Raw genomic sequence first — 25784 nt, 5'->3', positions numbered from 1 at the left:
CTAGATTTCGTAATTTATAATGCTGCTTTCATTGTTGGTTTTTTCGAAATATATTGATGGACAGGAATCGATGCCCACTTTGGAGTATTTCTTTGTACTTTCGAAACGACTACCGTCATGTCATCTTGAATATGGCCAGAACGGGTACGGATTACTTCCTCCATTAAAAGGTCGGCAATTTCTTGTGGATCCTCTGTTTGGATTTCTGATATTTTCCGCTTCATCCATAAATCGTAGTTTTCGACATGTTTTGGTCCTTCAAATATTCCATCGCTCATCATGATGAGTAGATCTCCTGCTTTCAGTTGTTCACTTACAACGTCCACATCAAAATCTTGGATGATACCCATTGGAAGATTACTAGCCTCAATTTTAATAACTTTATCTCCTCTCTTAATAAAGCTTGGAGTTGAACCGACCTTCAAAAATTTAGCAGATGCATCTTGCAAATCGATAATCGCTAAATCTAACGTTGTAAAAATTTCATCTGTTGTGCGCAACGATAAAATAGAGTTAATCGATTTAATTGCCACTCTTTCTTCGATTCCTGATTGTAAGATTTTTTGAAGTAGTTTAATCGTTTCGTTACTTTCAAAATGTGCTCTCTCTCCATTTCCCATCCCATCACTAATTGCTACTGCATATTTCCCTAACCCTAGCTCTATCGTCGAGTAACAATCACCTGAAACTAACCCCCCACCTTTCGCTGCATGAGCCGCACTTGAATTCACTATATAAGTTTTGGCAGAACTAAACGATACGTGACAATATCCGTTATTGTCTGCATTGCAATCTTCATTTTTCACTACTATATTTTCTTGTAAAATGTCCGAAAGCATCGGAGCAATTAATTTTTCACACTCACCATGGCCATTACAGAACGGAATTGTCATTTCTATATCTACATTCCCTTGTTCTAAACAATATATCTCTACATGTTCAATTTCGACTCCAAAAGCTTGCATTGCCTCTAAAATTTGATCTTCTTGTGCATAATGATTTTCACGTTCCCTTTGAATTTCTTTTGCAAAGTCTTCCATTACCTGTGAAACACCTAATAATTGATCCGCTACCAATCTCCTACTTTCCTTCAATTGTTTTTTTAAACTATTACTTGCCTGATAATGTAATAACTCTTGTGACATTGCCGTTTTTACTTTGTCTGCTTTAGAACAATGCCGTTCAAATTGTTTTTGAAGTTTAATATTCGAGGTATATGTTCCGTTATTCATTTCGTCCATCATATCATTCATTAATTCATATGTTTGTTGAAATTTTTGCGCCCAACATTGCTCCTTTTTAAAACACGACTGACATGTTTTTTCCGTAACATTACTTAAAAAGATATCTTTACTATAATCTTCTTGGTCGTGTTGAAATGGAATTTTTGAAAAGCTATTGGATAGCGCTTGAAACACTTGTGAAAATTGATCTACTCGGTTCGCTGTTACATCTCTTACTTTCCGCATATACAACTGCTGTTCAGCAGCATATTCTGCTGTTCCTGGTATATGTTTTGCAATAGATGAAATAGCTTTTTTTGGTGTAAATAAAAAGATGGTAACAGCTATTAATGATTCCAATAAAGATGGTAGTAATGTTTGGAATCCCTCTCCGTATATACCGATTAACAATGTCCCTAATAGTAACCCTACAGAAACACCTACTTTATTCCCTTCTTTTAATAATCCACCTAATAGCCCGGCGAACGCTAACAAACTCATTTGATACAAACTACTAACAGTAGCTAAACTTAAAATTAACCCAGTTACTACTCCTACTGTAGACCCAACTGTTGCCCCTGCAACGAATGCGAATAATAACACTAAGTATCTAGATAATACGTGTACTACTTCCATTTCATAAAGGGACCAACCGATTGTACCAGTAAGAACAGAGGCTAGAAGAATAATAAGTGAAATTATTTCTTCCGTACGAAACGTTTGTTTTTTCTTTTTCATCGTTAATAACGGAATACTTTGTAAAAATATGAGCGTCAATATAAAGCCTAGTCCTGCCTCTACACCAATCATCATCCAGTCATACATGACAATTTCGGAAGTCATGTAATGTAAAGCAGCCTTTGATAGAAAAGCAGCTGTAAATACGAGAAATGGTAATAGTTTTAGCGTTTCGTATTTTAAAGACCTTGTCCATTTCATTAACAACGCTAATAATAAAATACCACCACCTATATGCAAGGCCGTAAATCCAGAGATCGTAATAGCTCCTAAAACTAACGCAATTAACGTTAAACCTGCTCTTTTCGGTCTCATTAAATAGACTGCCGCAAAGAACGGTAATGCAAATGGTGTAATTTCACCTAATATTAGAGCTCGTCCCAACAGAAAGCCGATAAAAACTAAAAGAAATCCTTGGCGAAACAGTACAGTCATTACATACTGCTTCATTTTTTTAAACGGTAGTAAATAACCTTTTTGAATTTTTTCCATTGGAACTTCCGATATTGCCTGTGCCATATTTCTTTCCATAAAAAAATCCTCTCCCGTTTTTCATTGTTGTGAACATTATATAAGGACAGAAGAGAAAGATTTGTCAAAGTAACTACAGTAAAAAGAAGAAATGTTCGACTTATTTCATGTTAATGGCAGAAAAGATGTCACAATCCTTTTCTGTTTGTCATCTTTTCGCTTCATATTTTGTAAAATGGCAACAGAAAAGGGGAGAAAATGTTTAAATTTTCTTTCATTAACTTTTTATATTGACATATATGCAATATGCTAGTACTATATTCCTTGTGCTTTAAAAAAGTTTTTGAATTATGGCGGTGTAGCTCAGCTGGCTAGAGCGTACGGTTCATACCCGTGAGGTCGTGGGTTCGACTCCCTCCGCCGCTACCATAATTTTAGGCCCGTTGGTCAAGCGGTTAAGACACCGCCCTTTCACGGCGGTAACACGGGTTCGAATCCCGTACGGGTCATACTTAAAGACATTCTCAAGAGAGAATGTCTTTTTCTATTTGCCAGAACTAACACTTTAAGGCTGATCGTTTTCATTTCACATTTAGTTATTATAAAATTATGAAATATAAAAAACCACACTCTATACGAATGTGGTTTAACTTGTATCTTATTATTTCTTCTATATATGTGGATTTCAGCAGCAAATTATCCTCTTCTTGCTCCACGACCTCCGCGTTTTGATTCGGTATTACGCTTTAAAGAAGCTAAACGGTCTTCACTATCTTTTAAGAAGCGAGCCATTTTTTGTTCGAAGTTCTCCTTCGGACGGAAATCGTCACGCTGCTTTTTCGGGCGTTGCTGGTTGGAACGTTGTTGTGGTTCACGGTAAGTTTCACTAGCCTTTTTAATAGAAAGACCAATCTTTCCATCTTTTTCAACATTAATAACTTTCACTTGAACTTCATCGCCGACTTTCAAATGCTCATTAATGTCTTTTACATAGTTATCCGCTACTTCACTAATGTGAACTAAACCAGTTATATTACCTGGCAGCTCCACAAACGCACCAAAATTTGTTATACCTGTTACTTTCCCTTGTAATTTGCTGCCTACTTCGATTGACATAAAAAAAATGTTCCTCCTTAAAATCTTTAAAAAAATAATTCACTTTACCTCTATTATAACTAGAGCAAAATTAAGGTGTCAATATGACGAGGTATCTCTATCCTTTTGTTTAGGGATATTAAAGATAATTTCTCCCTTTTCTGACATAAAATAATCTCGCCTTGCGATCTTTAATATATACTCATCATCATTTAATTTTACAATCTCATCTTCTAAATGTTGTTGTTCTTTTTGTAGCTGACTTAACTTTTGTTCCAATACTTCTTTCTGCTCTAACTTATCGTTTAGTACGACATGCTGATTATAAAAAGCCTTTCCGATAAAGCCCGCTACTATTAAGGTGAAAGTAAAAAACACTGCTAGTCGCATATATAGACCGCGTCTTTTTTTTATTTTCTTTTGCTGTTCTTCTTCTAGCTGTTGATAGTATTGTGAACGAATTTGACTTACCTTATCATTATTAGCAGTGCTCATACGTCTTCCTCCTTTAGCGCACCTTTCGGAAATTTTTCAAATATTTTATAACCTTCACTGTTGTATTCTTTATTATCTCATAAAATCCTGCTAATTTGCGAATAAAAATTTCCAAATACTTTTTGACAAAATTAGGAGTCAATTTCCACAGAATTAATCCAACTGCTTTTAAAGGCCATAATAACACTAACGTAACTTTCCATAGTAAGATTACTAGCATTTTCCCAATATTATATAATCCTTTACCAATAGCTATTATAAGCACAATGATAGCTTGTACGACTGCTTGAATCGGTCGAACAATGATCAATCGGAAGATCTTTTCTAAAACAAGGTACAAGTTAATGGTCCATTGAATAAGTGTTTCAAGTAACCTTAAAAAAATATTCCGCAATAGTGCTTGATATGCAGCATAGCCACATAGTAGGGCAATTAATATATAAAAACGTAGTTCTCCTTCATTGACCAGCAGCAAGACGTAAAAGGTAATTAAACCTTGTAAGAGCCAAAAGAGCACATCATTAATGAAGATGAACCATTTAGCTCTTTTTTCTCTTTGTAAAAACCGTCCGTACGTATCAATCGCCGCACCTAACCAGCTTCCAACACCTATCATTGCGGCCATTGTATAAAATTGTATAGTTAAACTCATTTGAACAACTTACTAAAGAAGCCTTTAGTTTTGTCTGCATGCTGGTCGTCTAAATAAATTATTTCCATAATTTTACCTTTTATAGACACTACTCCTTTGTCTACATCAAGGTTTTTCATTTGTAAGTTTTGACCTCTAACCGCCAGGAAACCCATTACCGTTTCTAATAAAAATTCTTCATTGTCAAAGCTTTCAACCTGCTTTACTCCTGTAATATCTAATAACCTTCTGCCTCGCATAACAATGTCTTGATCTTGAATATTACTTTTTGATGGTTGATTCTGTTCATAATATTGGTTCATATTCATCCCTCACTATTAAGACTATTAATAGTACATATATATGAGAGAGAATCTTTTTTAGAACAAGCTCTAAACTTCTTCTTGTTCTATTCTTTCTTCTTTTATAATCGTATACATTAAAGACGCTTCTTCTTTCTTTGCATTTTCTTGAATATGGTTAACTTTAGCAGTTACAATTTTTTGACCAAAATGTAATGTCAGTTCATCGCCAGCTTTTACGTTACTACTAGCTTTTGCTTGAACACCATTAATCGATATTCTACCTTTTTCAGCTACTTCCTTAGCTAATGTACGACGTTTTATAATTCTTGATACTTTTAAATATTTATCTAATCTCATCTCACATACCCCTTTTACTTTTCTAATTTTTTTGCTTCATTCCAAAATGCATCTAGCTGTTCTAATGAAAATTCGTCCCAATCTTTTTTTAATTCTTTTACTCGACCCTCTATGTAACTAAAACGATTATAAAATTTATGATTCGTAACAGTTAATGCGTCTTCTGGATCTATTTTGTAATAACGCCCTATGTTAATGAGTGCAAATAGTAGGTCGCCAAACTCTTCTTTCACCTTTAGATCATGGTGACCTTTTTTCCACTCTTCTTGTAGTTCTTTTAATTCTTCATAAATTTTGTCCCAAATCGGATCCGTCTCTCCCCAGTCAAACCCAACTTTCGCTGCTTTCTTTTGGTAATGAAACGCTTTTGATAAGGCTGGTAAACTTTTAGACACAGTATCAAGTAGGTTACTTTGCTGCCTCTCTTTTTTCTCTTCCTTTTTTATCGCTTCCCAGTTTGTCACAACATCATCTGCAGTTTCTATCTCCACTTTAGCAAAAACATGCGGATGTCTTCTAATCATCTTTTCATTTATTGTTTGTATGACATCATCAATAGAAAAATACCCATCATCTTCACCAATTTGGGAATGTAACATTACTTGAAGCAGAACGTCACCTAACTCTTCTATTATACCTTCTATATCATCACCATTAATCGCATCAATAAGCTCATATGCTTCCTCTATCAAATATTTCTTTAGCGATTCATGCGTTTGTTCTTTATCCCAAGGACAGCCATTTGGCCCTCTTAAAGTAGCGATAGTTGCCCGGAAAGAAGCAAACTGATGATTAAGTAGTGCGCGGTCTTCAACTTTTGGTACGTATACACTCGTTAAATTATTTAATGTTGTTACCCTATCTAATTCATATAAAGGAACTTCAACTATCTTCTCTTCACTTGTACCCGCTCCTGTTACTAAATAAACTGTATAATCATCTGGTAGCAGTTCCATCAACGTTAGCTTTACTTCTGAAGCTACATAAGCATCATACACTTGGCCAATAATGAGCGCAGAAGATAGTTGAATATCATCTCTATTTAAACTTGTCGCATCCAACAATTGAAACCCATCAATAGGGTCTAAACCAATTGCGGAGAACATCGGGTCGAGAAAACTCTGTCCACCTATTATTTCCACAGCAATATTTCCTCGCTTTTCTTCTTCCAAAAGTAGTTGTACCGTTCTTTCGGCAACTAGTGGGTGCCCTGGAACAGCATATGTAATTTCATCGTTTTCACTACTTTTTTGTAATAAAACTTGCACAATTGCTTCATAGACCTGTTCAAACTGTTCGTGCTCTTCATACAAGTAATCAAACGATTCAAACGAAAGACCTTCCTGCTCTAGCTCTTTTACTACAGGATGTTCACTTGTACGTAAATACAATGATTGACTGTTTTTTAAATGTTTATATATACCTAAAGGAAGTTGATTTAGATCTCCAGCACCTAAACCTACTATGTTGATTCGTTTCATACTTTCACCATCCTAGTTAATTTAAAAGTCTAGCTATTCTTTTACCAAGAGGAAGTAATAATAGTTCCTCCTTTGAAAAATAATGTCCCCTTATTATTGTATATAAAAATATCGCTCCACCAATTATTACTCCTAAAAAAGACCTTACAATTTCTCTATTATCTAAATTCAAAGGTAGTTGCAAATAAAGTAATAAACTTACACTCATGAAGACAGTAGCTTTCCCTAAAGTCCAAATAAAACTGCTATTGAGCACTGGTCTCCTCGTTTTATTATAAATTATTACTAACATAATACTTGCAACGATAAATAATGACAGAACCGTCGCAATAGCTGCACCTAATATATCGTATTTCGGTAATAATAGGATGTTAGATATATATTTAGATCCTACACCTATCGCTACAATAAAAGCAGGCGTATAAGGAAAGCCCAACCCTTGCAAAATGGCTGCACCCGTTAATGCAATACTACTGAAAAGAATCGAAAAAGAAAGAATCATTAATACGCTAGACTGATGGTCATTCATAAATAACATTGTATTAATTGGTTTCATTAATAGTGCTAAACCAAATGATGCGCCTAACCCAATGACGATACTTACTCTTAGAGATAAATTTATTTTATCTTCTATTTCTTTCTGTTCTTTTCGCACTATCGCCATCGTTATAGCGGGGACTAGCGATAAAGAAAAGGCCGTTGCCACAACAGTACCCAATTGAATAAAAGGTTGTCCACGGTCATAGATACCTTTTAACCCCTTGGCGACAGTTTCATCTATCCCCACTTCCACCATATTTCTATAAACAGTAAAAGCATCGACCATGTTAATTAAAATTAGTAGTAAACTACTTATACAAATAGTAATACCTTGAGTTAATAGTTTTTGGATAATCGTATAGCTAGAAATATTTGTTTTTTTAACACTTGTCCTGTTAGTAAGCTGCTTGGACTTCACTAAAAATACAAGTAAAACAATGATAGCTGCCATTCCACCAATGACTGATGCTAATATAGCTCCTTTACCAACGTAATACAAATTATATTCGTTATATACTAAATAAATGGAGAAGAAAATAATTAGTCCTACTCGAAATGTTTGTTCCACAATTTGTGAAACTGCTGTTGGTACCATTTCATTTCGCCCTTGAAACACCCCTCTCATGACAGAAAGAGTTGATAGGGACAAAAATGAAAAAGCAGAAAGTTGAATTAACCCTGTTAGCTGCTCATCCCCCATAACATTCGCTATTAACTGGGCATTAAAAAATAAAAAGATAAAAAATAACGTACCAACTATGCTCAAAAATATAAATGATATTTTCCCAATTTTCCTTGTTGCTTCAAGTTGTTCTTCTTCTGGGAATTCTGCAATTAATTTTGAAATAACGACAGGAAAGCCATATGTAGACAAAATAAGTGCAATCCCGTAAATAGGGTACACTTGTTGATAGATAAAAAAGCCTACGTCACCTACTATATTTTGAAAAGGTATTCTATACGCTGCACTTAATATTTTTGTTATGATTCCAGCAATGGATAATATAGCTGCACCTTTTAGTACATGCCCTGTTACGTTTTTACTGTTATTCATTTGTATACCGCCTAATTTTCTCTAATTCCAGTTTCTCCATTATATCACCAGCTGTTTACATTTGGGTAGCGGTGGGAGGGACGCGATTCCCACGTAAATAAGAGGAACATCAACTATTAGGTCATTTTTAATGTTTTAGTTAGTCCGCTTCTGCAGTTTCACGATGCTTTTCAAAAGAAAAAGCAATAGGGTTTCCCCTACTGCTTTTTTGATTGCGGTTCTTGTTCTTATTGCTCCATTTGACGCGCTAAAAACCCAGCCGCTGTTTCTACTGCTTTTTGTTCTACTTCTCCAAGTGCCTTGTCTTTAGAAAGAATGACGACTGCACCGATGGGATCACCATTCGCTACAATTGCTCCGATAGTATAAGACGTAAGTGTTTCTGTATTACCGTCAACAATTGCAACTTGTTGCTCGTCCGTTACTAGTACAGATCCTCTTTCTTCCATAGCACGTTCAATTACGTCACTTACACTTTTGTTTAAGTATTCTTTCTTTGATCCACCAGCAACCGCGATAAACGTGTCTCTGTCACAAATTAAAACCGGTTGCCCTAAACTATCATACAAGGCTTCTGCATATTCTTTCGCAAAATCACTAAGTTCACTAATAGGAGAATATTTCTTTAGAATAACCTCCCCATCTCGATCTACGAAGATTTCCAAAGGATCTCCTTCACGAATACGTAACGTTCTTCTAATTTCTTTCGGTATAACGACCCTCCCGAGGTCATCAATACGACGTACAATACCAGTTGCTTTCATTTCTAAGTTGCCTCCTTCATCCGATGATAAAAAGAGATGATTTAATTTGGTTGAATTGATCAATTTATCCTTCTATTGAATAATTCACCTTTGTTGAAATTAGTATCTAACTTCTGGTGGTTTATATACATGTTGGGAAAGTTTTTTTGTAGAAGAAAATTACCCCAGTATTTATATAGACATGAAAAGGCATTCTTAAACCTTTTTTTCTAATATTGATTTTTTTGATGTATAAAAAAACTTCTCCTTTACTAGCAACATGCATACTAGTACGGAGAAGTTTATTTTATTATTTTAAGCACTAACGTTTTCTTTTTTTAACGTTCTTAATTGTTCTAGTATTTCTTTCACGCAATCTAACCACTCGTCATCGCTCATTTTATTTGTTGCAACAACAAGTTTAAATTTCGTTCCTTCTTGTCCTCCACCTACGTGGCGTCCATATTTTGCTATGAGCTGAGATAATTTCATCACATCTATTGTTTGTGACGCTTCTTCTGAAAATAGAATCGTAACCTGTTGCTTTTGCTGTTTTACGGAGTCAATTTTTTCTAATCTTGCTAGCACTTTAATTTCTGATACTTTTAATAAATATTGAACTTCCTTAGGATATTCTCCAAAACGATCTAAAAGTTCCTCTTTTAACTCCTCGATTTCTTCTATTGAGTCTAATCCTCGGAAACGCTTATATATCTCGATTTTTTGGCGACTATCTGATATATATACATCTGGTAAGTAAGCATCGAGTTCCACATCTAATTCTACCTCATGAGGCTTTTCTTCGTTAGTTGTTCCTATTCTTTGTTCAATAGCTTCTTTTAATAATTGAGAGTACATATCAAATCCGACAGAATCAATAAATCCATGCTGTTGCGCTCCTAATAAGTTACCTGCTCCACGTATTGATAAATCTCGCATCGCAATTTTAAATCCAGATCCAAGTTCAGTAAATTCCTTTATCGCCTGAAGTCTTTTTTCTGCGACTTCTGTTAACACTTTATCTTTTCGATATGTGAAATAAGCATATGCAACACGGTTAGACCTTCCTACTCGACCTCTTAGCTGGTAAAGTTGGGAAAGACCCATACGGTCGGCATCAAACACAATAAGTGTATTTACGTTCGGAATATCGACTCCTGTTTCGATAATAGTTGTACTAACTAACACATCTGCTTCTCCCTCTAAAAACTGAAGGATAACCGATTCAAGTTCATTCTCTGTCATTTTACCATGCGCTACAATAACCCGAGCATCTGGGACAAGCATCGAAATTTCCTCCGCTTTCCTTTCAATATCCTCTACCCTATTGTATAAAAAGAATATTTGACCATCGCGGGCCATCTCTCTTTCAATTGCCTCTTTCACTAGCGCACCATTGTATTCCATCACATATGTTTGAACAGGGAAGCGGTTTTCCGGCGGCGTTTCAATTACAGATAGATCACGAACTCCAAGCATGGACATGTGAAGCGTTCTCGGAATCGGTGTAGCAGTTAACGTTAATACATCAATATTCGCTTTTAATTTTTTAATTTTTTCCTTATGTGTTACACCAAACCGTTGTTCTTCATCAATAACTAATAAACCTAAATCTTTATATTTAACATCTTTTGATAAAAGACGATGTGTTCCAACCACAATATCGACCGTTCCATTGGCCAAACCTTTCATCGTTTCCTGCTGTTGTTTTCTTGAACGGAATCGACTTAACAAACCGATATTAATAGGGTAATCTTGAAATCTTTCTCTAATTGTTTCGTAATGTTGCTGAGCTAATATCGTCGTAGGTACTAGTATTGCTACTTGTTTTTCATCCATTATCGCTTTAAATGCTGCCCGGATTGCAACCTCTGTCTTTCCATAACCAACATCTCCACATAAAAGACGGTCCATCGGTCTTTCTCTTTCCATATCCTTCTTTATTTCTAGGATGGATCGTAATTGATCCTCCGTTTCGTTGTATGGGAAAGACGCTTCAAACTCACGTTGCATTTCAGCATCTGGAGAAAATGCATATCCTATACTAGCTTCACGTTCTGCATAAAGCTTAATTAAATCATCTGCTATGTCTTGAACAGATGACTCTACTTTTTTCCGCACTTTCTTCCAATCTGTTCCACCAAGTTTATATACTTTCGGTTCCTTACCTTCAGAGCCTACATATTTCTGAACTTGATCAATTTGTTCAACTGGAACGTATAGTTGATCGGTACCTTGATATTTAATGTGTAAATAGTCTTTATGAACACCATTAATTTGCAGCGTTTCGATTCCTAAGTACTTTCCTATTCCATGGTTTATATGTACTACGTAGTCGCCAACATTTAATTCTGAATAGCTTTTTATTCTCTCAGCGTTAGAAAGTTTTTGTCTTTTCTTTTGTAGTTTTTTCGCTTTCTTTTTGAAAAGTTCTTCTTCTGTTATTACTGCTAGTTTTTGAAGTGGTAGCTCAAAACCAGATTGCAAGTCTCCTTCTAACAATTGTACTTGTCCATGTAAGATAGGTGAATTGCTTTTTTGCTTCCTAGCTTCAATGTCATAATCGGAAAGGACTGCTTCTAATTTTTCCATACGTTCTTCGTTCGAACCTAATACAACAACTGCATAACCCGCTTTTTGCCATCTGTCCATTTCATTTTTAAGTAAATGCATTTGACCATGAAAATGTTGCATTGACTTCGAAGAAAGATTTACTAGATTTTCTGGATGCGTATGACTTACATGACGTAAAAATAACGATAAATAAACGTAAGGGCGTACCTTCTTTTGTAATGTTTGAATAAAAGAATGGGTTAACTTTACATCATGAACTATTTTCCCTTCAGCTATTAACTCTGTAAGCCATTCTGCCTCTTCCTTATCCAACGATTCCGCAGTTTCTTGAAGTCGACTAATTTCATCCATAATAACTATTGCATCTTCTGGTAAATAATCTAGTAAACTAGCTGGCTTTTCGTAGAAGACAGATAAATATTTATTTATCTCTTTTACTTCTTGGCCTGACCTTACCGTCTCTATTTCATGTGTAATGTTTTCAGCTAACAGTTGCTTTACTTTTTCTTCTTTTACCTTTTTGATTGATTTAGCTAATAAATGCTCTAATTTCTCTGCTCCACGCATCATTTCAAGCTTGGATAATAAAACCTCTGTTGCAGGCCCAATTTCAACCTTCGTATCACTTTTTTGAGAGCGTTGATCTTCTACATTAAAATAACGAATTGAATCAACTTCATCGTCAAATAACTCAATCCTCACAGCATATTCTTCCGTTAATGGATAAATATCAATAATTCCACCACGGATACTGAAATCACCTGGTGTTGACACCATTCCAACACGCTGATACCCAAGTCGAACAAGTTTTTCAGCCAATGAATCTAACTCTATTATTTTTCCAACTTCAAATGTCATTATTGACTGAAGCCACATATCCCGTTGTGGTAATATTTTTTTCACTCCTGCTAATGGAGCAATAATAATTCCCTTTTTTTGTTTCGCCAAAAAGTTTAACACTTCTAACCTTTGTGCTTTAAGCTCTGGGCTGGCAATTGCAACCTCAGCTGCTAATACATCATTTGCTGGAAATAAATAAAGTTCATCTTCTGAAAAAAGATTTGTAAAATCATCGTACAATTTTTGCGCATGATATAAATTGTGTGTTAACACTACGATAGGCTTTTGTAATTGTTCATACATCGATGTAATAAATAATGTTCTAGCCGATCCAGACAAACCAGCTACTAGCTGCTCCCGCAAACCTTCCTCTACACCTACAATTACAGATTGAAAATCATCGTTTTCTTTAAAATAAGGAATAAAACTACTTTTCATACCAGCCCTCCTCTCCTTAATGTTTTGACACAAAAAGGCTTTGGCAAGTACCAAAGCAAGTGTCATTATTGTATAAATTTTTCATATTGATGAAAATCAGGATTTCTATTAAGTGCCTCCTGACAATCTTCGCATATTGTTTGTACATGTATATCACCATTTTGTTGATATGAAATCATCTCTTGTCTCTCATCGTCACTTAAATGATGAAAGCCTAGTGCTTCTGAAAAAACGGAAGCATTCTCAATACTTCCAACACCACATTGGCAGTGTCTACAATGGTAATGAATAGCCACTTTGTTTTCCTCCCGTGCTTTTTAAGATTAGTATAAACATGGAAGGAAAATGTTATACAGCTTTTAAACCATTCTATTATTGATTAAATGTATTCATGACTTGTAAAAATGGAGTTTTCATTGATTCTTCACAAGCTTTAGCTGCTTGTTCGACAGATTCTTGTACAATTGGACGTTCTTCCACTGTAAATTTCCCTAAAACGTAATCTGAAATAGGCTGACCATTTGTAGGTCGATCAATTCCCATTCGAACACGATTAAATTGTTGCGTCTGAAGATGTTGTATTAATGATTTGATACCATTATGTCCACCTGCGCTACCTTTTTGCCTTAATCTTAATTTTCCTACTGGAAGGTCTAAATCATCATATATGACGTAAATGTCCTCTATTTCCACTTTATAATAATCTAATAATGGTCTTATACATTCTCCAGATAAGTTCATATATGTTAACGGCTTTACAAGAATTACTTTTTCACCATTTATTAGTCCTTGCCCAAATTGTCCTTTAAACTTTGATTGAGTTAAAGAGATATTCCATCTATTAGCCAATTCATCGATAACCATAAAGCCAATATTATGTCTTGTTTCAGCATATTTTGGCCCTGGGTTTCCAAGTCCGACAATTACTTTCATGCCTTCTTCACCTACTTCTACCTCTTGCTTTGAAAATATGGAACGTAACAATTGTATCATGAAACACCTTCCAAAAAATAATGTAATGATTCAAACATTTAAATATAGTGCTTTATAACGAGGTTTAAAATATATGTATATGATAGCTGATGAATGATAAAAATTCACACGTTCCTTATTTTCATTCCTCTTTATGCAAATTTTCACTTGTTTGATAGTCTCCCCTGAAAATAGGCGTGTTTAGAAATATTGCATTTCATTGTAGGCAACGTTTGTTTTTATACGTTTTAAGTTAGCCCGTTGCACTTCGCTGCAGACACTTGCTTTCCGCGGGGAGGGAGTCGAGCCTCCTCGGCTGCGCCTGTGGGGTCTCGACCTTCCCTCTACCTCCCGCTGGAGTCAAGTGTCTTCCGCTCCGTTCCACTCAGGGTACTAGATTTGGAAAGGTAAAAAATTGTAGCTGTTCAAAGTCGATCCATCCATTTTTCATTCTTTATGATGCAAATTTTCACTTGCATAGTGTCTACCTTAAAAGTAACAGGAATGTGCACGTGTCTTTGTTCTAAGTGGTATTACGTTTTCTATCTTTTAATCAAAAAGCGCAACCATGTGGTTACGCTTCTTCATTTACTTCAGTTGTTTCACGACCTTCTACATTTTCTGGTTGCCCAGCCTCTTGTTCTTCGCCGCTATTTATTTCTTCTTCTTGCTTCGGAGGTAAGATGGACGCAACAGTCGTTTCTAAATCTTGGTTTATCTCGAAGTTAGAGGAAGGGACATCAGCAAGAGTAACCGTATCTCCAACTACTAGATGACTAACATCAAGCTCAATTTGTTCCGGAACATCGTTTGGAAGCACACTAATAGAAACAGAGTGAAGGGATTGCTGTAACACTCCTCCATCTTTTACACCGCTAGCTTCTCCAGTTAAAACAATATTTACATCCACGTCAATTTTTTGCGAAAAATTGACGACTTGGAAGTCTAAGTGAACAAATTCAGATGATTTTAATGGGTCTCTTTGATAATCAGAAAGCATCACTTTTCTTTTGTCCGACCCAACAGCTAGCGTAATAATTCCGTTTCGCCCAACTTCTCGAATTGTTTTAATAAAATCTTTCTCATTAACTGCGATTGATTTGTTCGAAGTATTATTTCCGTAGACAACTGCTGGAATATAGCCTTCATTTCTTACTTGACTACGCCCAGACTTATTAAAACTAGAGCGTTCTTTTGCTTCTAATACAGCTTCCATATAATCACCTTCCTAGTAATATAAGAACTTGTCTATATATATCCATTCCCTATTACTAAAAAGTTAATCACAGAAAAAATATTTTTCACTCAATCAATCAAATAACGTACTAACTGATTTCTCTTCGTGTACACGTACGATTGCTTCTGCAATTAGCTCTGCAACAGACAATTGTGTAATCTTTGGAATACATTTTTCTTCTGGAAGAGCTATCGTATTCGTTACAACTAGCTCTTTAATTTTTGAGTTTTCAATTCTCTCGATAGCCGGTCCCGATAATACTGGATGAGTACAACAAGCGTATACTTCTTTTGCTCCATTTTCCACTAAAGCGTTAGCAGCTAACGTAATAGTACCGGCTGTATCAATCATATCATCAATAAGTATTGCTGTTTTCCCCTCAATATGACCAACAATGTTCATAATTTCCGCTACATTAGGACGAGGGCGACGCTTATCAATAATTGCAATTGGTGCTTTTAAGCGGTCCGCTAGTTTTCTTGCTCTTGTAACACCACCGTGGTCAGGTGATACGATAACAAGCTCATCTAAACCTTTACTTTCAAAGTATTCAGCAAGAATAGGCACACCCATTAAGTGATCTATTAGGATGTCAAAGAAACCTTGAATTTGTGGAGCATGTAAATCAAGTGTAATGATACGATGCGCACCAGCTGTTTCTAATAGGTTTGCAATTAATTTTGCCGTAATCGGTTCTCTTGCACGTGCTTTACGATCCTGTCTACCGTATCCATAATACGGCATAACAATATTGATTGTTTTAGCAGAAGCTCTTTTTAATGCATCAATCATAATTAACGTTTCCATAATGTGCTCATTTACCGGTGCACTTGTAGATTGGATGACGAATACATCACAGCCACGAATACTCTCTTCAATATTAATTTGGATTTCACCGTCGCTAAAACGAGTAACACTACTTTTTCCAAGCGTTGTTCCAACGTGTTGAGCAATTTCTTCCGCTAGAGCGATATTTGAATTTAAAGAGAAAACTTTTAAATTTGTGTTTGCATATTTATAAGACATGTTAATAAGAACCTCCGAAATTAAATTCATTTATTGCTTAATTTTTGAACGTAGTTTTCTTTATTTACTTGACGAGCCCTTGCAATAGATAATGCTTCTCCTGGTACATCTTCCGTAATAGTTGAACCAGCAGCAATATACGCACCTTTTCCAATTGTGACAGGTGCAACAAGATTAGAATTACATCCAACAAAAACTCCATCTTCTATTTTTGTTAAATGCTTTTTCGAGCCATCGTAATTTACTGTTATAGAACCGCAGCCAAGGTTTACATCTTTTCCGACCTCTGCGTCTCCGATATAACTTAAATGAGAAGCTTTACTTCCGTCTCCAAACGTGGACTTCTTTACTTCCACAAAATTTCCAAGCTTCACTTCGTTTCCGATTGTAGATGCAGGACGTATATGTGCAAATGGCCCAATTTGTACATCATTTCCAATTTCACTTTCATGAGCAACTGACTGACGGATAGATGTATTATTACCAATCACACAATCTTTAATTTCAGAATGTGGTCCAACATGACAATCCTCGCCTATTGTTGTTTTTCCGATAATAACCGTTCCTGGATAAATGACTGTATCTCTACCTATCATAGCTTCTGCTGAAATATATGTGTTAGCTGGATCAATAATAGAAACACCGTTTACCATATGTTTTTTATTGATACGTTTTTGCATAATTTGTTCAGCCTGACTTAAAGCAACTCGGTCGTTTACACCTAACGTTTCATCTAGATCTAACGTTTGGTACGCTGTTACAATTTCATTTTGATTTTTTAAGATTTCAATCACATCTGGTAAGTAATATTCCCCTTGAACATTATCATTAGATACATTTGTAAGCGCTTCAAATAGTGCCTCATTATCAAAACAATATGTTCCAGTATTAATTTCTGTTACTTTTAACTCATCCTCCGAAGCATCTTTATGCTCGACAATCTTCTTCACATGTCCGTTATTATCGCGAATGATTCGACCATAACCAGACGGGTCTTCTGCATAAGCAGTCAAAATAGTTGCTTTTGCTCCAGTTGTTTCATGCTGCTCAACAAGCTTCTCCATCGTTTCAGGTGTAATAAGTGGTGTGTCGCCACAAATAACGAGGGTAATTCCTTGTAGATTATTTAAGATTGGTGCTGCTTGTATCACTGCATGTGCAGTTCCTAATTGCTCTTCTTGAAGAACATAGTCACTACGATTTCCTAAATGGTTTTTTACCATTTCAGCTCCATGTCCTACTACCGTCACTATTTTTTCTAAATTCAAACTGGTTACATGATCTACAACATGTTCAACCATAGGTTTTCCACATACTGGATGAAGCACTTTATATAATTTCGACTTCATTCTTGTTCCTTGTCCGGCTGCTAATATGACAGCATATTTATTAACCATAACAGGCCTCCATTTACCTAATTATCCATTACGAATATATCCTAAATACGATAGGTTTTCAAGGAAGTTCATAAAAGTACATTTATTTTACAAATTAATTTAGTGCGCGAACACGTTTTTGGGGATAATTGTTAAAAAGACAAAATTAAAGGCTGCCGACTAATGTCGACAGCCAATGGCAAATATACCTTTTTTAAGAAAAATTTTATGATGCCCCTGCTCCTGCTTCTTCATACTCAACTTCTAACTCGCCTAAGCGGTCATATTCCGCTAATACAGCGTCTTGAATCTTAGAACGAGTTCCAGAGTTAATCGGATGAGCAATGTCACGGAACTCCCCATCTGGTGTACGTTTACTTGGCATCGCTACGAATAACCCATTGTTTCCATCAATTACACGAATATCATGAACAACGAATTCATGATCTAATGTAATAGATGCTATCGCTCTCATGCGACCATCAGTATTAACGCGGCGTAATCTTACGTCAGTTACTTCCATTCTGTTCACCACCTTTTACTTTAAACAAAAACTTAGTATTATAAATTCTCCGAAAATTTTCAAAATCCTTCTAAATACTAAAAGTTTTTTTTAAAAAAGTGAATAAACATGAAAAAACTACTTTATTAATGCGATTACTTCAATTTCTATTAATACATCTTTCGGTAACCTTGCCACTTCCACACAAGATCTAGCTGGTTTATGACTATGAAAATACTCTCCATACACTTCATTTATAGCCTGGAAATCATCCATGTTTTTGATAAAAACAGTCGCTTTCACAACGGTATCTAAGCTTGCACCCGCTGCTTCTAATACTGCCTTTAAGTTATGAAAAACTTGGTGCGTTTGTTCTTGTACATTTCCATCCATTAATTCCCCATTCGGCTTTAAAGGAATTTGACCAGAACTATAAAACATATTATTCACTACAACGCCTTGTGAATATGGACCAATAGCTTGCGGTGCATTTAAAGTTTTTACAATTTTCACAGTACATACCTCCTAGATTTTATTCATTACTTTTTGACATTACCGTTAAAAAATTTCCTGGGTTCACTTCAATTTGACGATCTCTTTCATTTACGTTCTCTAATTTCACTAATGAAATATAATCTTCTACTAGTCGCTCTTCTACGTTTTCTGATTCCACTAGAACTCCTATACCCGCCACGTTCGCTTGGAATTCGGCTAATAAATTTACCATTCCATTAACCGTTCCACCAGCTTTCATGAAATCATCAATAATTAACACGTTTGAACCCGTTTCTAAGCTTCGTTTTGCTAACAACATCGTTTGAATTCTTTTAGAAGACCCTGATACGTAGTTTATACTTACTGTTGATCCTTCTGTTACTCGACTATCTCTTCTAACAATAACTACAGGAACGTCTAAATAACTTGCAACAGCGTGCGCAAGAGGTATCCCTTTCGTTGCCATTGTCATAATAATATCGACTTTTGTGTCTTTAAAGGCTGTTGCAAACATTTTGCCGATTTTGTTCAATAGCTTCGGATTACCTAATATATCAGTCATATATAAATAGCCACCGGGTAATAAACGGTCCGGCTTCGCAATTAATTCACTCAGTTCCTCAATAAATTGTGTGGCCTCTTCCAAGCCTGTATATGGAATATATTTCACTCCACCCGCTGCACCTGGAATTGTTAATAATGATCCAATACCTTGCTGTTCAAACGTTTGCTTAATAATCCCTAAATCTTCGCTAATTGAAGACTTCGCTGATTGGTATCTATCCGCAAAGTATGACAAAGGAACTAACGTCTGTGGGTTTTGGAGCAGATAATGAGTCATATCTACGAGGCGACCGCTTCTTCGCAGTTTCATGGAACCCCTCCTAAAATCCGAAAATTTTATAGTAAATATACCATTAATATACGGATTTAATCAAGTTTATTCTGTTCTCCAATAAGTCGAACCGCAAACACTTGATCACAAAATCCTCTTAATCCATTGTACATTCGATGTAATCGGGAATCATGTTGAACTAGTCCAAAAACTGTTGGGCCACTTCCACTCATTAAGACCGCATCTGCTCCAAAACGTTTCATTTGTTCTTTTATTTGGGCAACTTCAGGATAAAGTTTTAAAGTAACAGATTCTAACACATTCCCAACTAACTTTGTAACTTCTTCATAGTTTTGGTTTTTAATTGCCTCTACCATACCATCAACATTTGGATGATTTACTTTCTTTAAATCTAAATTATTATATATTTCAGCCGTTGATACACCTGTTGTTGGCTTCGCAAGAACGACCCAACAATGCGGAGGTGCAGGAATAGGTTGGATGATTTCGCCTCTTCCCGTCGCTAAAGCTGTGCCCCCGTATACACAGAAAGAAACGTCAGAACCGATTTCTGCTCCTAGTACTGCCAATTCATCTAATGTTAGCCCAAGATTCCATAATTTATTTAATCCCCTTAGCGTAGCAGCTGCATCACTACTTCCTCCCGCTAAGCCAGCAGCAACTGGGATAATTTTTGATATTTCAATCGATACCCCTTTTGTAACTCCATACTTTTTTTGGAGTAATTGTGCAGCTTGATATGCTAAATTACGGTTATCGTCTGGCACAAATCGATTATGCGAAATAATTTCGATTTGTCCATCCGTTCTTTCTGTTAGCTCAATTCGGTCAGCAAGGTCGATTGTTGTCATTACCATTTTCACTTCATGAAAACCATCTTCCCGCTTATATAGAGCATCTAGCGATAAATTTATTTTAGCTGGGGCTTTTTCTAACACCTTCACTTTTTTCACCTACTTTTTCGTCTCTCCATTGATTATTTATGTATTGTACCATTATCTTGTACGTTGTGAAACTTCCATCATAAAAACAATATCGACTTATAAATCAATCCACATAACATGTTGTAATAATTTTTATTAACAAAGAAAAACCGAAGCGCAGGCTTCGGTTGTCGTATCTTTGAAATTTTATTATTGATTACCTTTTTGAGCAAGTTGACGTTCAGCAATTTCAATAGCTCGTTTTACCATGTTTCCAGCATCTTTAGCCCGGATTCCTCCCCAGCCTTCTTGCTGCACTACATCATAAAAACCTAACTCTTTTGCTAGCTCCTCTTTTAACTGAGGAGACATAATACCTCTACGACGTCTGCCCATGTTACGCAACCCCTTTCAAAATGATACGACATTATTAGTATGAATAAGTATTACGTAATTTATTTCATGCAAAAATTTGATTGTATAGTATTTATTTTCATGGCACATATTAACAAGACCTGAATTAGAACAAAATAAAAAGCAGCAAACTTTTGTCTACTGCCCACTTAAAGCCATATTACCTTGTTCTTCAATAAATGTAAGTTGTACCGTTTCTGTGAGGACATCTGCATAGCTGTAGGATACACGTTCAAACGCATTTTCATCTTGATCTAGTTCAATAACAAAGACAGATGGATATGTTTCTGCTAAAACACCTACACGCTCAATAGTTTTTCTACGACCACCGTTCGCACGAAGAGTTAATCTCTTCCCTAAGTTAGAATCTAACGTACTTTTAATATCATTTAGCGTTTTTCCCATTTTTACTCCACCTCACTATTTTTAAGTATAGCACAAAACGTGAAAAAAGACAAATAAAACTTTAAATTATATCAACCAGATATAAAGTTCGTCAATATAATTTAATCAACAATTATCTCCAAATGTCTACAATTACTTTGCACCAATAGTTCCGTTACTATGTAAAAATATTTTAAAAACTTTTACTTCGCTTGATATATAAAATAAAAACCTCTATTACTCATAGTGAACAACACAAAAAAACTTCTAACGAAAATTGTCAGAAGTCTTCTTCATGTTTCCGATACGGCATACCTGTACGAAGTAATCCTCTCGTTTCAATACCGCCTAATCCCTTTTCTCCTGTTAATGTGTTACGTAATACATCCCACACATTTACCCTATCCATAAATGGGGTGAAACATATTCTAGCAACAATATACACAGGATCTAAGGCGTGTATATTTACTCTAGAAGGTGAACTCGCAAAATTCGCTCCTGCCCTAATTAATGATTCAAAATGAGACTGACAAGCTCCTGCAAAGATGACAAGCTGATCTAAGTGAGGGACTTTTTTTCTAGCTTCTTTTACTGTTTGAACAAAATGGCGTGAATGACGGTATGCTTTTATATCTGATACTTTTCCTTTTGATTTCGAATATGCATCATGACCAGTAATAACAATAATATCTGGTCTATGCTTATCGATTAATTCTCCAATCTTTAAATGCATTTCTTTTTCATGACAATGCACCCCTTGAACTGGCACTTGAAATTTTGAATACAAATCTAAACACTTTTGTAAGTAGAGAGGATCTCCATCTATATGCAAAACTTTCCCCGGCACTTGAAAATATTCATTATCGGTTTGATATCCTCCTGTAACCTCGTATTCACTTTTTTCACGAATTAACTCGTAATCTTGCTGAAAAAGATATAAGGAACGACTTAATCTCATATCTTCTACTTTTTTTCTTTCTTGTACTTCAATATTGTCCATCTTTCTTAAATCACCATAAGGTGCATCCGCCATTAAGCGAACATCCTCCCCATATAGAAGTACTATTTTTTCTCCTTTCTCATTGTGATATATATCAATAACTCGGAATAGCAAGTCAAATTTATATGATGCTCTTGCAACAATATCTCCAACATTTATATTCATCGTTACTCCCTCCAAAACCAAAAAAGCTTAGGTGTTTTTCTCGGTCAAGTAAATACATTCTCCCTTATCACAAACAGAGAGTAAAAGCCATTGGGACCACAACACCGGAGCTTGACGTCACTTCAAGACTATAAGATAAACGTTAATCCATTTAACTGCTCCGTTAAACAGATTTTTCACTTTTCGCTTGCGGTCAGATTATCAAAAACTTCTCTCTCCAGAACACCGCACCCTAAGTTCTATCAAAAGTTTTACTCACTTCATAACTGGAAGACGAGCAGCTAACTTAACAGCCACCTAAACTAGACTATGCAACCAAATACCCCTTGGTGATTAGAAAAGCGTAGGTGAATCGCTTAGGGTCCAATCAAACTGTGTACCGGAAGTAGCGGATGGGCTAGACATACAAGGAGCCGCAGACAACTAGCTTATAAAAAAAAATAGACTTGCTCTAAAAAGCAAGTCCATCATTTATTTAACAATTTATAAAGCGTGTCACTTAGAAAACCGAACTCCTCAATAGATAACGTTTCTCCGCGTCGTTTCGGGTCAATCTGAGCCATTTGTAGCGCTTCTAATATCGAATCTTTCTCTACCTTTCCATTCGGCAAATTCGTTGATAAGTTATTTAAAATCGTTTTTCTTCTTTGTGCAAAGCTAGCACGCACGACAGAGAAGAAAAATTCCTCATCTAAAACAGTAACAGCTCTACCCTTCCTAACGGTTAGTCTAATAACCGCCGAATCAACGTTAGGCTGTGGGACAAATACAGTTTTAGGGACAATCATTACGGTTTCGGCATTTGTATAATATTGAACTGCAATAGATAACGACCCATAATCTTTCGTACCAGGCTTAGCAGTCATTCTATCTGCCACTTCTTTTTGAAGCATAACCGTTATGGACTGCAGAGGTAAGTCTTCTGATAGCAATTTCATAATGATTGGTGTTGTTACATAGTAAGGAAGATTAGCAATTACTTTTAACTCACTATAAGGCTTTAACTCTTCCTTTAACACTTTCGGTACGTCAGCCTTTAAAATATCTTCATGAATAATTTTAATATTGTTATAAGGCTCTAACGTTTCTGCTAGTATTGGCAATAGTCGTTGATCAATTTCAAATGCAATCACTTGACCTGCTCTTTTAGCGATTTGCTCCGTTAATGCTCCAATCCCTGGACCTATTTCAATGGCAGCTGTTTCTTCTGTTACTTCAGCTGCGTCTACAATATTTCTTAATATATTTGTATCAATGAGAAAGTTCTGCCCTAAGCTTTTTTTAAACGAAAAGCCATACTTTTCTAATATTTGCTTTGTTCGAACAGGTGTTGCAATATCTTTATGCATTTAGCTTTCCTCCTGGTTAATTTGTGACACCGCTTCTTCTAGTTGCTCCGTCGTTATTTGGAACATTTGGAGTCTTTTTTGCAGCTGTTTCCCATTAGTATAGCCTATATTTAATATGTTTCCGAGACGCTCTCTTCTCACCTTTGACGCTGGATGGGAAACTAAATGGTAATCAATCAAAACAGACATAGGGATAAGCTCGCTTTCCCCTTCATACGATTGATGAAGCCCAGTTAGAGCCTTAATAATTGATTCTTTACTTGCATGCTCCACTCCGATGCCCCTTCCATTTTTCCCTTTAGCTAGTTCCTTCGGCAGGAAGGCATGTTTACATTCTGGTACATACTCTGATATAGTATGTCTTATTTTTTGCCCTGGAAAGTCTGGATCGGTAAATACGATCACACCTCTAGTTTTTTGTGCATGTTTAATCCGTTCCAAAATTTCTCTATTAATAGCAGATCCTCCTGTTTCAATTGTATCTGCATCAACTGCGTTTTTTATCGCTACTGTATCGTCTTTTCCTTCCACAACGATTATTTCTTTTATTTTCATTTTTTCCTCCGAAATCATGCAACTTTTCATATGTACATACGTCTATATATATAGAGTTGTTTTTATGTTTTTATATTATAACGCAAAACGTTAAAAAAAGCGCAACAAGGCTTGAATTAGTATTTGTATTAATAACACCCCGAAAACTAATTTTGAGCCAAGAGGATTAAAAAATAGGCTGTATACGATTTATAGCTAGAATGTAAATAAAAAAACAGAGGTAAAAACACCTCTGCTCTTTACGTTAATCTAAAATTGTAATCTTTACACGCTTTGATCCCCAGCGGTAAGCACTTTGCTTATCTGGGAAAAATACGTCAATTTTATTTCCAACAATCGCACCACCAGTATCTCCAGCTACTGCATAACCGTAACCTTCAACATGAACTTTTGTTCCTAAAGGTATAACGCTAGGGTCAACGGCAATAACCTTCATATTAGGGTTAGCCTTTAAATTGATTCCCGTGCTCGTTATTCCACTACACCCGTTACAATTAGCAGTATACGCTGTAGATGAAACATAAAATTCTTTTGACGATGAACTGTTGCTTCTAGAGACCTGTTGTGGTTGAGGAGCTTGCTTCGTTCCAACTGCCACAATTCGGTCACTACTATCTTTCAATGTCTTTGTTTCTACTAATTCTCTTGAAACTTCTTTACCATTTTCGATAATAACTTCGTAATGCTTAGCAACTAAACCTTCTTGACCTTGTTGAACAACTTTTTCTTTACCTTTGTTTAAAGAATTATCATTTCTCGTAACAACACCAAATTTTATCGGTTCTTCCACTACATCGGTGACTTTTTCAACTCTAATAACTTCCACATTAGAATCGCTCGTAACCATTGCTTTTAATCCAGGCTCAACTCGGTCTAAATCATTTAACGTAATTTCTTGCTGTTCTAAAAAGTCAGCGACCGTAGTCGAAGTTGACCACACTTGTTGTTCTTCTCCACCAACTGTTAAGGTAAGTTCAAATGCTTGCTCATATACAATGTTTATATCCTTTTCTAACTCTGTATCAAGACTAGGATTAATTTTATCGTGTTTCGATACTGTTATGTTTTGCTGAGCTAAAAGCTCTTTTACTGTTTTCGCCGTTGTCCAAACGATTTGCTCTTCGTTATTAACATTAAGCGTAATCTGTTTGGCTGGTTCCCATACTATTTCCATCGAGTTTGTAACAAGCTCTGAGCTCTCCGGAAATAAATAGTCTTCTGATCGAACAGTGATGTCTAGTTCATTAAGGATGTCTGCCACAGTTTTAGCATGAGTTCGAACGTTTACTTCTTCCCCATCAACGTTAACTGTTACGGACGCTTTTGTCGCTTCGTATGTACCGAAGCTTAGTATGGTTAGGAAGACTATAAAACTAGTAATAATAATAACTAATTTTTTTCTCCCCATAGAACCGGAAAACAGTTTTTTCATGTTTTGAAACATGCAAAAACGCCTCCTTCTCCTTGGATGGATTATAAACAGTTGTTTCTGCCTTGTCAACCCCTCCCTTTATTGCCCTGACGTATTGTTTATTATGCAGACAA

At 35.8% G+C, this 25784-nt stretch carries 25 protein-coding genes and 2 tRNA genes; 2 read left to right on the top strand and 25 right to left on the bottom strand.

Going from position 1 to position 25784, the window contains the following annotated elements; translation table 11 throughout:
- Window positions 1-14 precede the first annotated feature (14 nt).
- Window positions 15-2492 carry a stage II sporulation protein E gene (gene spoIIE, locus BC6307_RS23355; protein WP_066418013.1) on the bottom strand — a complete coding sequence of 826 codons (2478 nt, stop codon included), beginning with the start codon at window positions 2490-2492 and terminating at the stop codon, window positions 15-17.
- Window positions 2493-2784: 292 nt separating this feature from the next.
- Here spoIIE and BC6307_RS23350 point away from each other — a divergent pair.
- Both BC6307_RS23350 and BC6307_RS23345 read left to right on the top strand, forming a co-directional pair.
- A tRNA-Met gene (locus BC6307_RS23350) sits at window positions 2785-2861 on the top strand.
- An 8-nt stretch (window positions 2862-2869) separates the two neighbouring features.
- Window positions 2870-2941 (top strand) — tRNA-Glu (locus BC6307_RS23345).
- Window positions 2942-3128: 187 nt separating this feature from the next.
- Here BC6307_RS23345 and BC6307_RS23340 read toward each other — a convergent pair.
- The 24 genes from BC6307_RS23340 to BC6307_RS23225 all read right to left on the bottom strand — a co-directional run bounded on the left by BC6307_RS23340 (window position 3129) and on the right by BC6307_RS23225 (window position 25683).
- Entirely contained in the window at window positions 3129-3548 is a 420-nt protein-coding gene (locus BC6307_RS23340; protein ID WP_066418018.1) for a S1 domain-containing RNA-binding protein, read from the bottom strand.
- Window positions 3549-3626: 78 nt separating this feature from the next.
- Window positions 3627-4022 (bottom strand): FtsB family cell division protein, encoded by a 396-nt coding sequence (locus BC6307_RS23335; RefSeq protein WP_066418020.1) that lies wholly within the window; start codon window positions 4020-4022, stop codon window positions 3627-3629.
- A 13-nt stretch (window positions 4023-4035) separates the two neighbouring features.
- Window positions 4036-4674, bottom strand: coding sequence for a spore cortex biosynthesis protein YabQ (yabQ, locus tag BC6307_RS23330; protein WP_066418026.1), 639 nt, complete (start codon window positions 4672-4674; stop codon window positions 4036-4038).
- On the bottom strand, window positions 4671-4976 hold the full coding sequence (gene yabP / locus BC6307_RS23325; RefSeq protein WP_066418030.1) for a sporulation protein YabP: 306 nt from the start codon (window positions 4974-4976) through the stop codon (window positions 4671-4673). The genes yabQ and yabP overlap by 4 nt, the downstream gene beginning before the upstream one ends.
- Window positions 4977-5045: 69 nt before the next feature.
- On the bottom strand, window positions 5046-5315 hold the full coding sequence (locus tag BC6307_RS23320; protein WP_066418032.1) for an RNA-binding S4 domain-containing protein: 270 nt from the start codon (window positions 5313-5315) through the stop codon (window positions 5046-5048).
- Between the two features lie 14 nt (window positions 5316-5329).
- The gene (yabN, locus tag BC6307_RS23315; RefSeq protein ID WP_066418034.1) at window positions 5330-6796 is read right to left on the bottom strand and encodes a bifunctional methyltransferase/pyrophosphohydrolase YabN; all 1467 of its coding nucleotides are present in this window, start codon (window positions 6794-6796) and stop codon (window positions 5330-5332) included.
- A gap of 16 nt (window positions 6797-6812) precedes the next feature.
- Window positions 6813-8390 (bottom strand): putative polysaccharide biosynthesis protein, encoded by a 1578-nt coding sequence (locus BC6307_RS23310; protein ID WP_066418037.1) that lies wholly within the window; start codon window positions 8388-8390, stop codon window positions 6813-6815.
- A 227-nt stretch (window positions 8391-8617) separates the two neighbouring features.
- The gene (gene spoVT, locus BC6307_RS23305) at window positions 8618-9154 is read right to left on the bottom strand and encodes a stage V sporulation protein T (RefSeq protein ID WP_066418041.1); all 537 of its coding nucleotides are present in this window, start codon (window positions 9152-9154) and stop codon (window positions 8618-8620) included.
- Between the two features lie 294 nt (window positions 9155-9448).
- The gene (gene mfd / locus BC6307_RS23300) at window positions 9449-12985 is read right to left on the bottom strand and encodes a transcription-repair coupling factor (protein WP_066418042.1); all 3537 of its coding nucleotides are present in this window, start codon (window positions 12983-12985) and stop codon (window positions 9449-9451) included.
- A gap of 65 nt (window positions 12986-13050) precedes the next feature.
- Window positions 13051-13281 carry an anti-sigma-F factor Fin gene (gene fin, locus BC6307_RS23295; RefSeq protein ID WP_066418045.1) on the bottom strand — a complete coding sequence of 77 codons (231 nt, stop codon included), beginning with the start codon at window positions 13279-13281 and terminating at the stop codon, window positions 13051-13053.
- A 76-nt stretch (window positions 13282-13357) separates the two neighbouring features.
- The gene (gene pth, locus BC6307_RS23290; RefSeq protein WP_094366351.1) at window positions 13358-13918 is read right to left on the bottom strand and encodes an aminoacyl-tRNA hydrolase; all 561 of its coding nucleotides are present in this window, start codon (window positions 13916-13918) and stop codon (window positions 13358-13360) included.
- Window positions 13919-14531: 613 nt separating this feature from the next.
- A complete protein-coding gene (locus tag BC6307_RS23285; RefSeq protein WP_066419734.1) occupies window positions 14532-15173 on the bottom strand; it encodes a 50S ribosomal protein L25/general stress protein Ctc in 642 nt (213 codons plus the stop codon).
- Window positions 15174-15266: 93 nt separating this feature from the next.
- Window positions 15267-16220 carry a ribose-phosphate diphosphokinase gene (locus tag BC6307_RS23280; protein WP_066419733.1) on the bottom strand — a complete coding sequence of 318 codons (954 nt, stop codon included), beginning with the start codon at window positions 16218-16220 and terminating at the stop codon, window positions 15267-15269.
- Between the two features lie 26 nt (window positions 16221-16246).
- Window positions 16247-17617 carry a bifunctional UDP-N-acetylglucosamine diphosphorylase/glucosamine-1-phosphate N-acetyltransferase GlmU gene (glmU, locus tag BC6307_RS23275; RefSeq protein ID WP_066419731.1) on the bottom strand — a complete coding sequence of 457 codons (1371 nt, stop codon included), beginning with the start codon at window positions 17615-17617 and terminating at the stop codon, window positions 16247-16249.
- Between the two features lie 205 nt (window positions 17618-17822).
- The gene (gene spoVG / locus BC6307_RS23270) at window positions 17823-18119 is read right to left on the bottom strand and encodes a septation regulator SpoVG (protein ID WP_066419729.1); all 297 of its coding nucleotides are present in this window, start codon (window positions 18117-18119) and stop codon (window positions 17823-17825) included.
- Between the two features lie 117 nt (window positions 18120-18236).
- Window positions 18237-18611 carry a RidA family protein gene (locus BC6307_RS23265; RefSeq protein ID WP_066419727.1) on the bottom strand — a complete coding sequence of 125 codons (375 nt, stop codon included), beginning with the start codon at window positions 18609-18611 and terminating at the stop codon, window positions 18237-18239.
- Window positions 18612-18630: 19 nt separating this feature from the next.
- A complete protein-coding gene (gene purR, locus BC6307_RS23260; protein ID WP_066419725.1) occupies window positions 18631-19467 on the bottom strand; it encodes a pur operon repressor in 837 nt (278 codons plus the stop codon).
- A 56-nt stretch (window positions 19468-19523) separates the two neighbouring features.
- Window positions 19524-20393, bottom strand: a complete 870-nt coding sequence (gene ispE, locus BC6307_RS23255; protein WP_066419723.1) for a 4-(cytidine 5'-diphospho)-2-C-methyl-D-erythritol kinase — start codon at window positions 20391-20393, stop codon at window positions 19524-19526.
- Between the two features lie 189 nt (window positions 20394-20582).
- Complete coding sequence (locus tag BC6307_RS23250; RefSeq protein ID WP_066419722.1) at window positions 20583-20768, bottom strand: small, acid-soluble spore protein, alpha/beta type; 186 nt, start codon at window positions 20766-20768, stop codon at window positions 20583-20585.
- 156 nt (window positions 20769-20924) lie between these two features.
- Window positions 20925-21191, bottom strand: coding sequence for a biofilm formation stimulator Veg (veg, locus tag BC6307_RS23245; protein WP_066419720.1), 267 nt, complete (start codon window positions 21189-21191; stop codon window positions 20925-20927).
- A 259-nt stretch (window positions 21192-21450) separates the two neighbouring features.
- Window positions 21451-22335, bottom strand: a complete 885-nt coding sequence (yabG, locus tag BC6307_RS23240; RefSeq protein ID WP_066419718.1) for a sporulation peptidase YabG — start codon at window positions 22333-22335, stop codon at window positions 21451-21453.
- A 467-nt stretch (window positions 22336-22802) separates the two neighbouring features.
- The gene (gene rsmA / locus BC6307_RS23235; RefSeq protein ID WP_066419716.1) at window positions 22803-23684 is read right to left on the bottom strand and encodes a 16S rRNA (adenine(1518)-N(6)/adenine(1519)-N(6))-dimethyltransferase RsmA; all 882 of its coding nucleotides are present in this window, start codon (window positions 23682-23684) and stop codon (window positions 22803-22805) included.
- Window positions 23685-24239: a ribonuclease M5 gene (rnmV, locus tag BC6307_RS23230; protein ID WP_066419714.1), complete on the bottom strand. Its 555-nt coding sequence runs from the start codon at window positions 24237-24239 to the stop codon at window positions 23685-23687. It abuts the gene before it with no gap.
- Window positions 24240-24483: 244 nt separating this feature from the next.
- Window positions 24484-25683: a G5 and 3D domain-containing protein gene (locus BC6307_RS23225; protein ID WP_066419713.1), complete on the bottom strand. Its 1200-nt coding sequence runs from the start codon at window positions 25681-25683 to the stop codon at window positions 24484-24486.
- Window positions 25684-25784 lie beyond the last annotated feature (101 nt).

The organism is Sutcliffiella cohnii, from assembly GCF_002250055.1.
In the GTDB taxonomy this organism is placed as follows: domain Bacteria; phylum Bacillota; class Bacilli; order Bacillales; family Bacillaceae_I; genus Sutcliffiella; species Sutcliffiella cohnii.
This window is presented reverse-complemented; position numbering and strand designations above follow the sequence as displayed.

What these genes read in the sequence shown, in the direction of transcription:
- yabP (WP_066418030.1), bottom strand. Translation starts at nt 4,976, where the DNA reads ATGAACCAATATTATGAACAGAATCAACCATCAAAAAGTAATATTCAA.
- yabN (WP_066418034.1), bottom strand. Translation starts at nt 6,796, where the DNA reads ATGAAACGAATCAACATAGTAGGTTTAGGTGCTGGAGATCTAAATCAA.
- BC6307_RS23285 (WP_066419734.1), bottom strand. Translation starts at nt 15,173, where the DNA reads ATGGAAGCTGTATTAGAAGCAAAAGAACGCTCTAGTTTTAATAAGTCT.
- rsmA (WP_066419716.1), bottom strand. Translation starts at nt 23,684, where the DNA reads ATGCATAAAGATATTGCAACACCTGTTCGAACAAAGCAAATATTAGAA.
- BC6307_RS23280 (WP_066419733.1), bottom strand. Translation starts at nt 16,220, where the DNA reads ATGTCTTATAAATATGCAAACACAAATTTAAAAGTTTTCTCTTTAAAT.
- BC6307_RS23335 (WP_066418020.1), bottom strand. Translation starts at nt 4,022, where the DNA reads ATGAGCACTGCTAATAATGATAAGGTAAGTCAAATTCGTTCACAATAC.
- rnmV (WP_066419714.1), bottom strand. Translation starts at nt 24,239, where the DNA reads ATGAAAATAAAAGAAATAATCGTTGTGGAAGGAAAAGACGATACAGTA.
- spoVT (WP_066418041.1), bottom strand. Translation starts at nt 9,154, where the DNA reads ATGAAAGCAACTGGTATTGTACGTCGTATTGATGACCTCGGGAGGGTC.
- yabG (WP_066419718.1), bottom strand. Translation starts at nt 22,335, where the DNA reads ATGAATATAAATGTTGGAGATATTGTTGCAAGAGCATCATATAAATTT.
- mfd (WP_066418042.1), bottom strand. Translation starts at nt 12,985, where the DNA reads ATGAAAAGTAGTTTTATTCCTTATTTTAAAGAAAACGATGATTTTCAA.
- pth (WP_094366351.1), bottom strand. Translation starts at nt 13,918, where the DNA reads ATGAAAGTAATTGTCGGACTTGGAAACCCAGGGCCAAAATATGCTGAA.
- BC6307_RS23320 (WP_066418032.1), bottom strand. Translation starts at nt 5,315, where the DNA reads ATGAGATTAGATAAATATTTAAAAGTATCAAGAATTATAAAACGTCGT.
- spoIIE (WP_066418013.1), bottom strand. Translation starts at nt 2,492, where the DNA reads ATGGAAAGAAATATGGCACAGGCAATATCGGAAGTTCCAATGGAAAAA.
- BC6307_RS23225 (WP_066419713.1), bottom strand. Translation starts at nt 25,683, where the DNA reads ATGTTTCAAAACATGAAAAAACTGTTTTCCGGTTCTATGGGGAGAAAA.
- BC6307_RS23310 (WP_066418037.1), bottom strand. Translation starts at nt 8,390, where the DNA reads ATGAATAACAGTAAAAACGTAACAGGGCATGTACTAAAAGGTGCAGCT.
- yabQ (WP_066418026.1), bottom strand. Translation starts at nt 4,674, where the DNA reads ATGAGTTTAACTATACAATTTTATACAATGGCCGCAATGATAGGTGTT.
- BC6307_RS23340 (WP_066418018.1), bottom strand. Translation starts at nt 3,548, where the DNA reads ATGTCAATCGAAGTAGGCAGCAAATTACAAGGGAAAGTAACAGGTATA.
- purR (WP_066419725.1), bottom strand. Translation starts at nt 19,467, where the DNA reads ATGAAACTGCGAAGAAGCGGTCGCCTCGTAGATATGACTCATTATCTG.
- spoVG (WP_066419729.1), bottom strand. Translation starts at nt 18,119, where the DNA reads ATGGAAGTAACTGACGTAAGATTACGCCGCGTTAATACTGATGGTCGC.
- veg (WP_066419720.1), bottom strand. Translation starts at nt 21,191, where the DNA reads ATGGGAAAAACGCTAAATGATATTAAAAGTACGTTAGATTCTAACTTA.
- glmU (WP_066419731.1), bottom strand. Translation starts at nt 17,617, where the DNA reads ATGGTTAATAAATATGCTGTCATATTAGCAGCCGGACAAGGAACAAGA.
- BC6307_RS23250 (WP_066419722.1), bottom strand. Translation starts at nt 20,768, where the DNA reads ATGGGCAGACGTCGTAGAGGTATTATGTCTCCTCAGTTAAAAGAGGAG.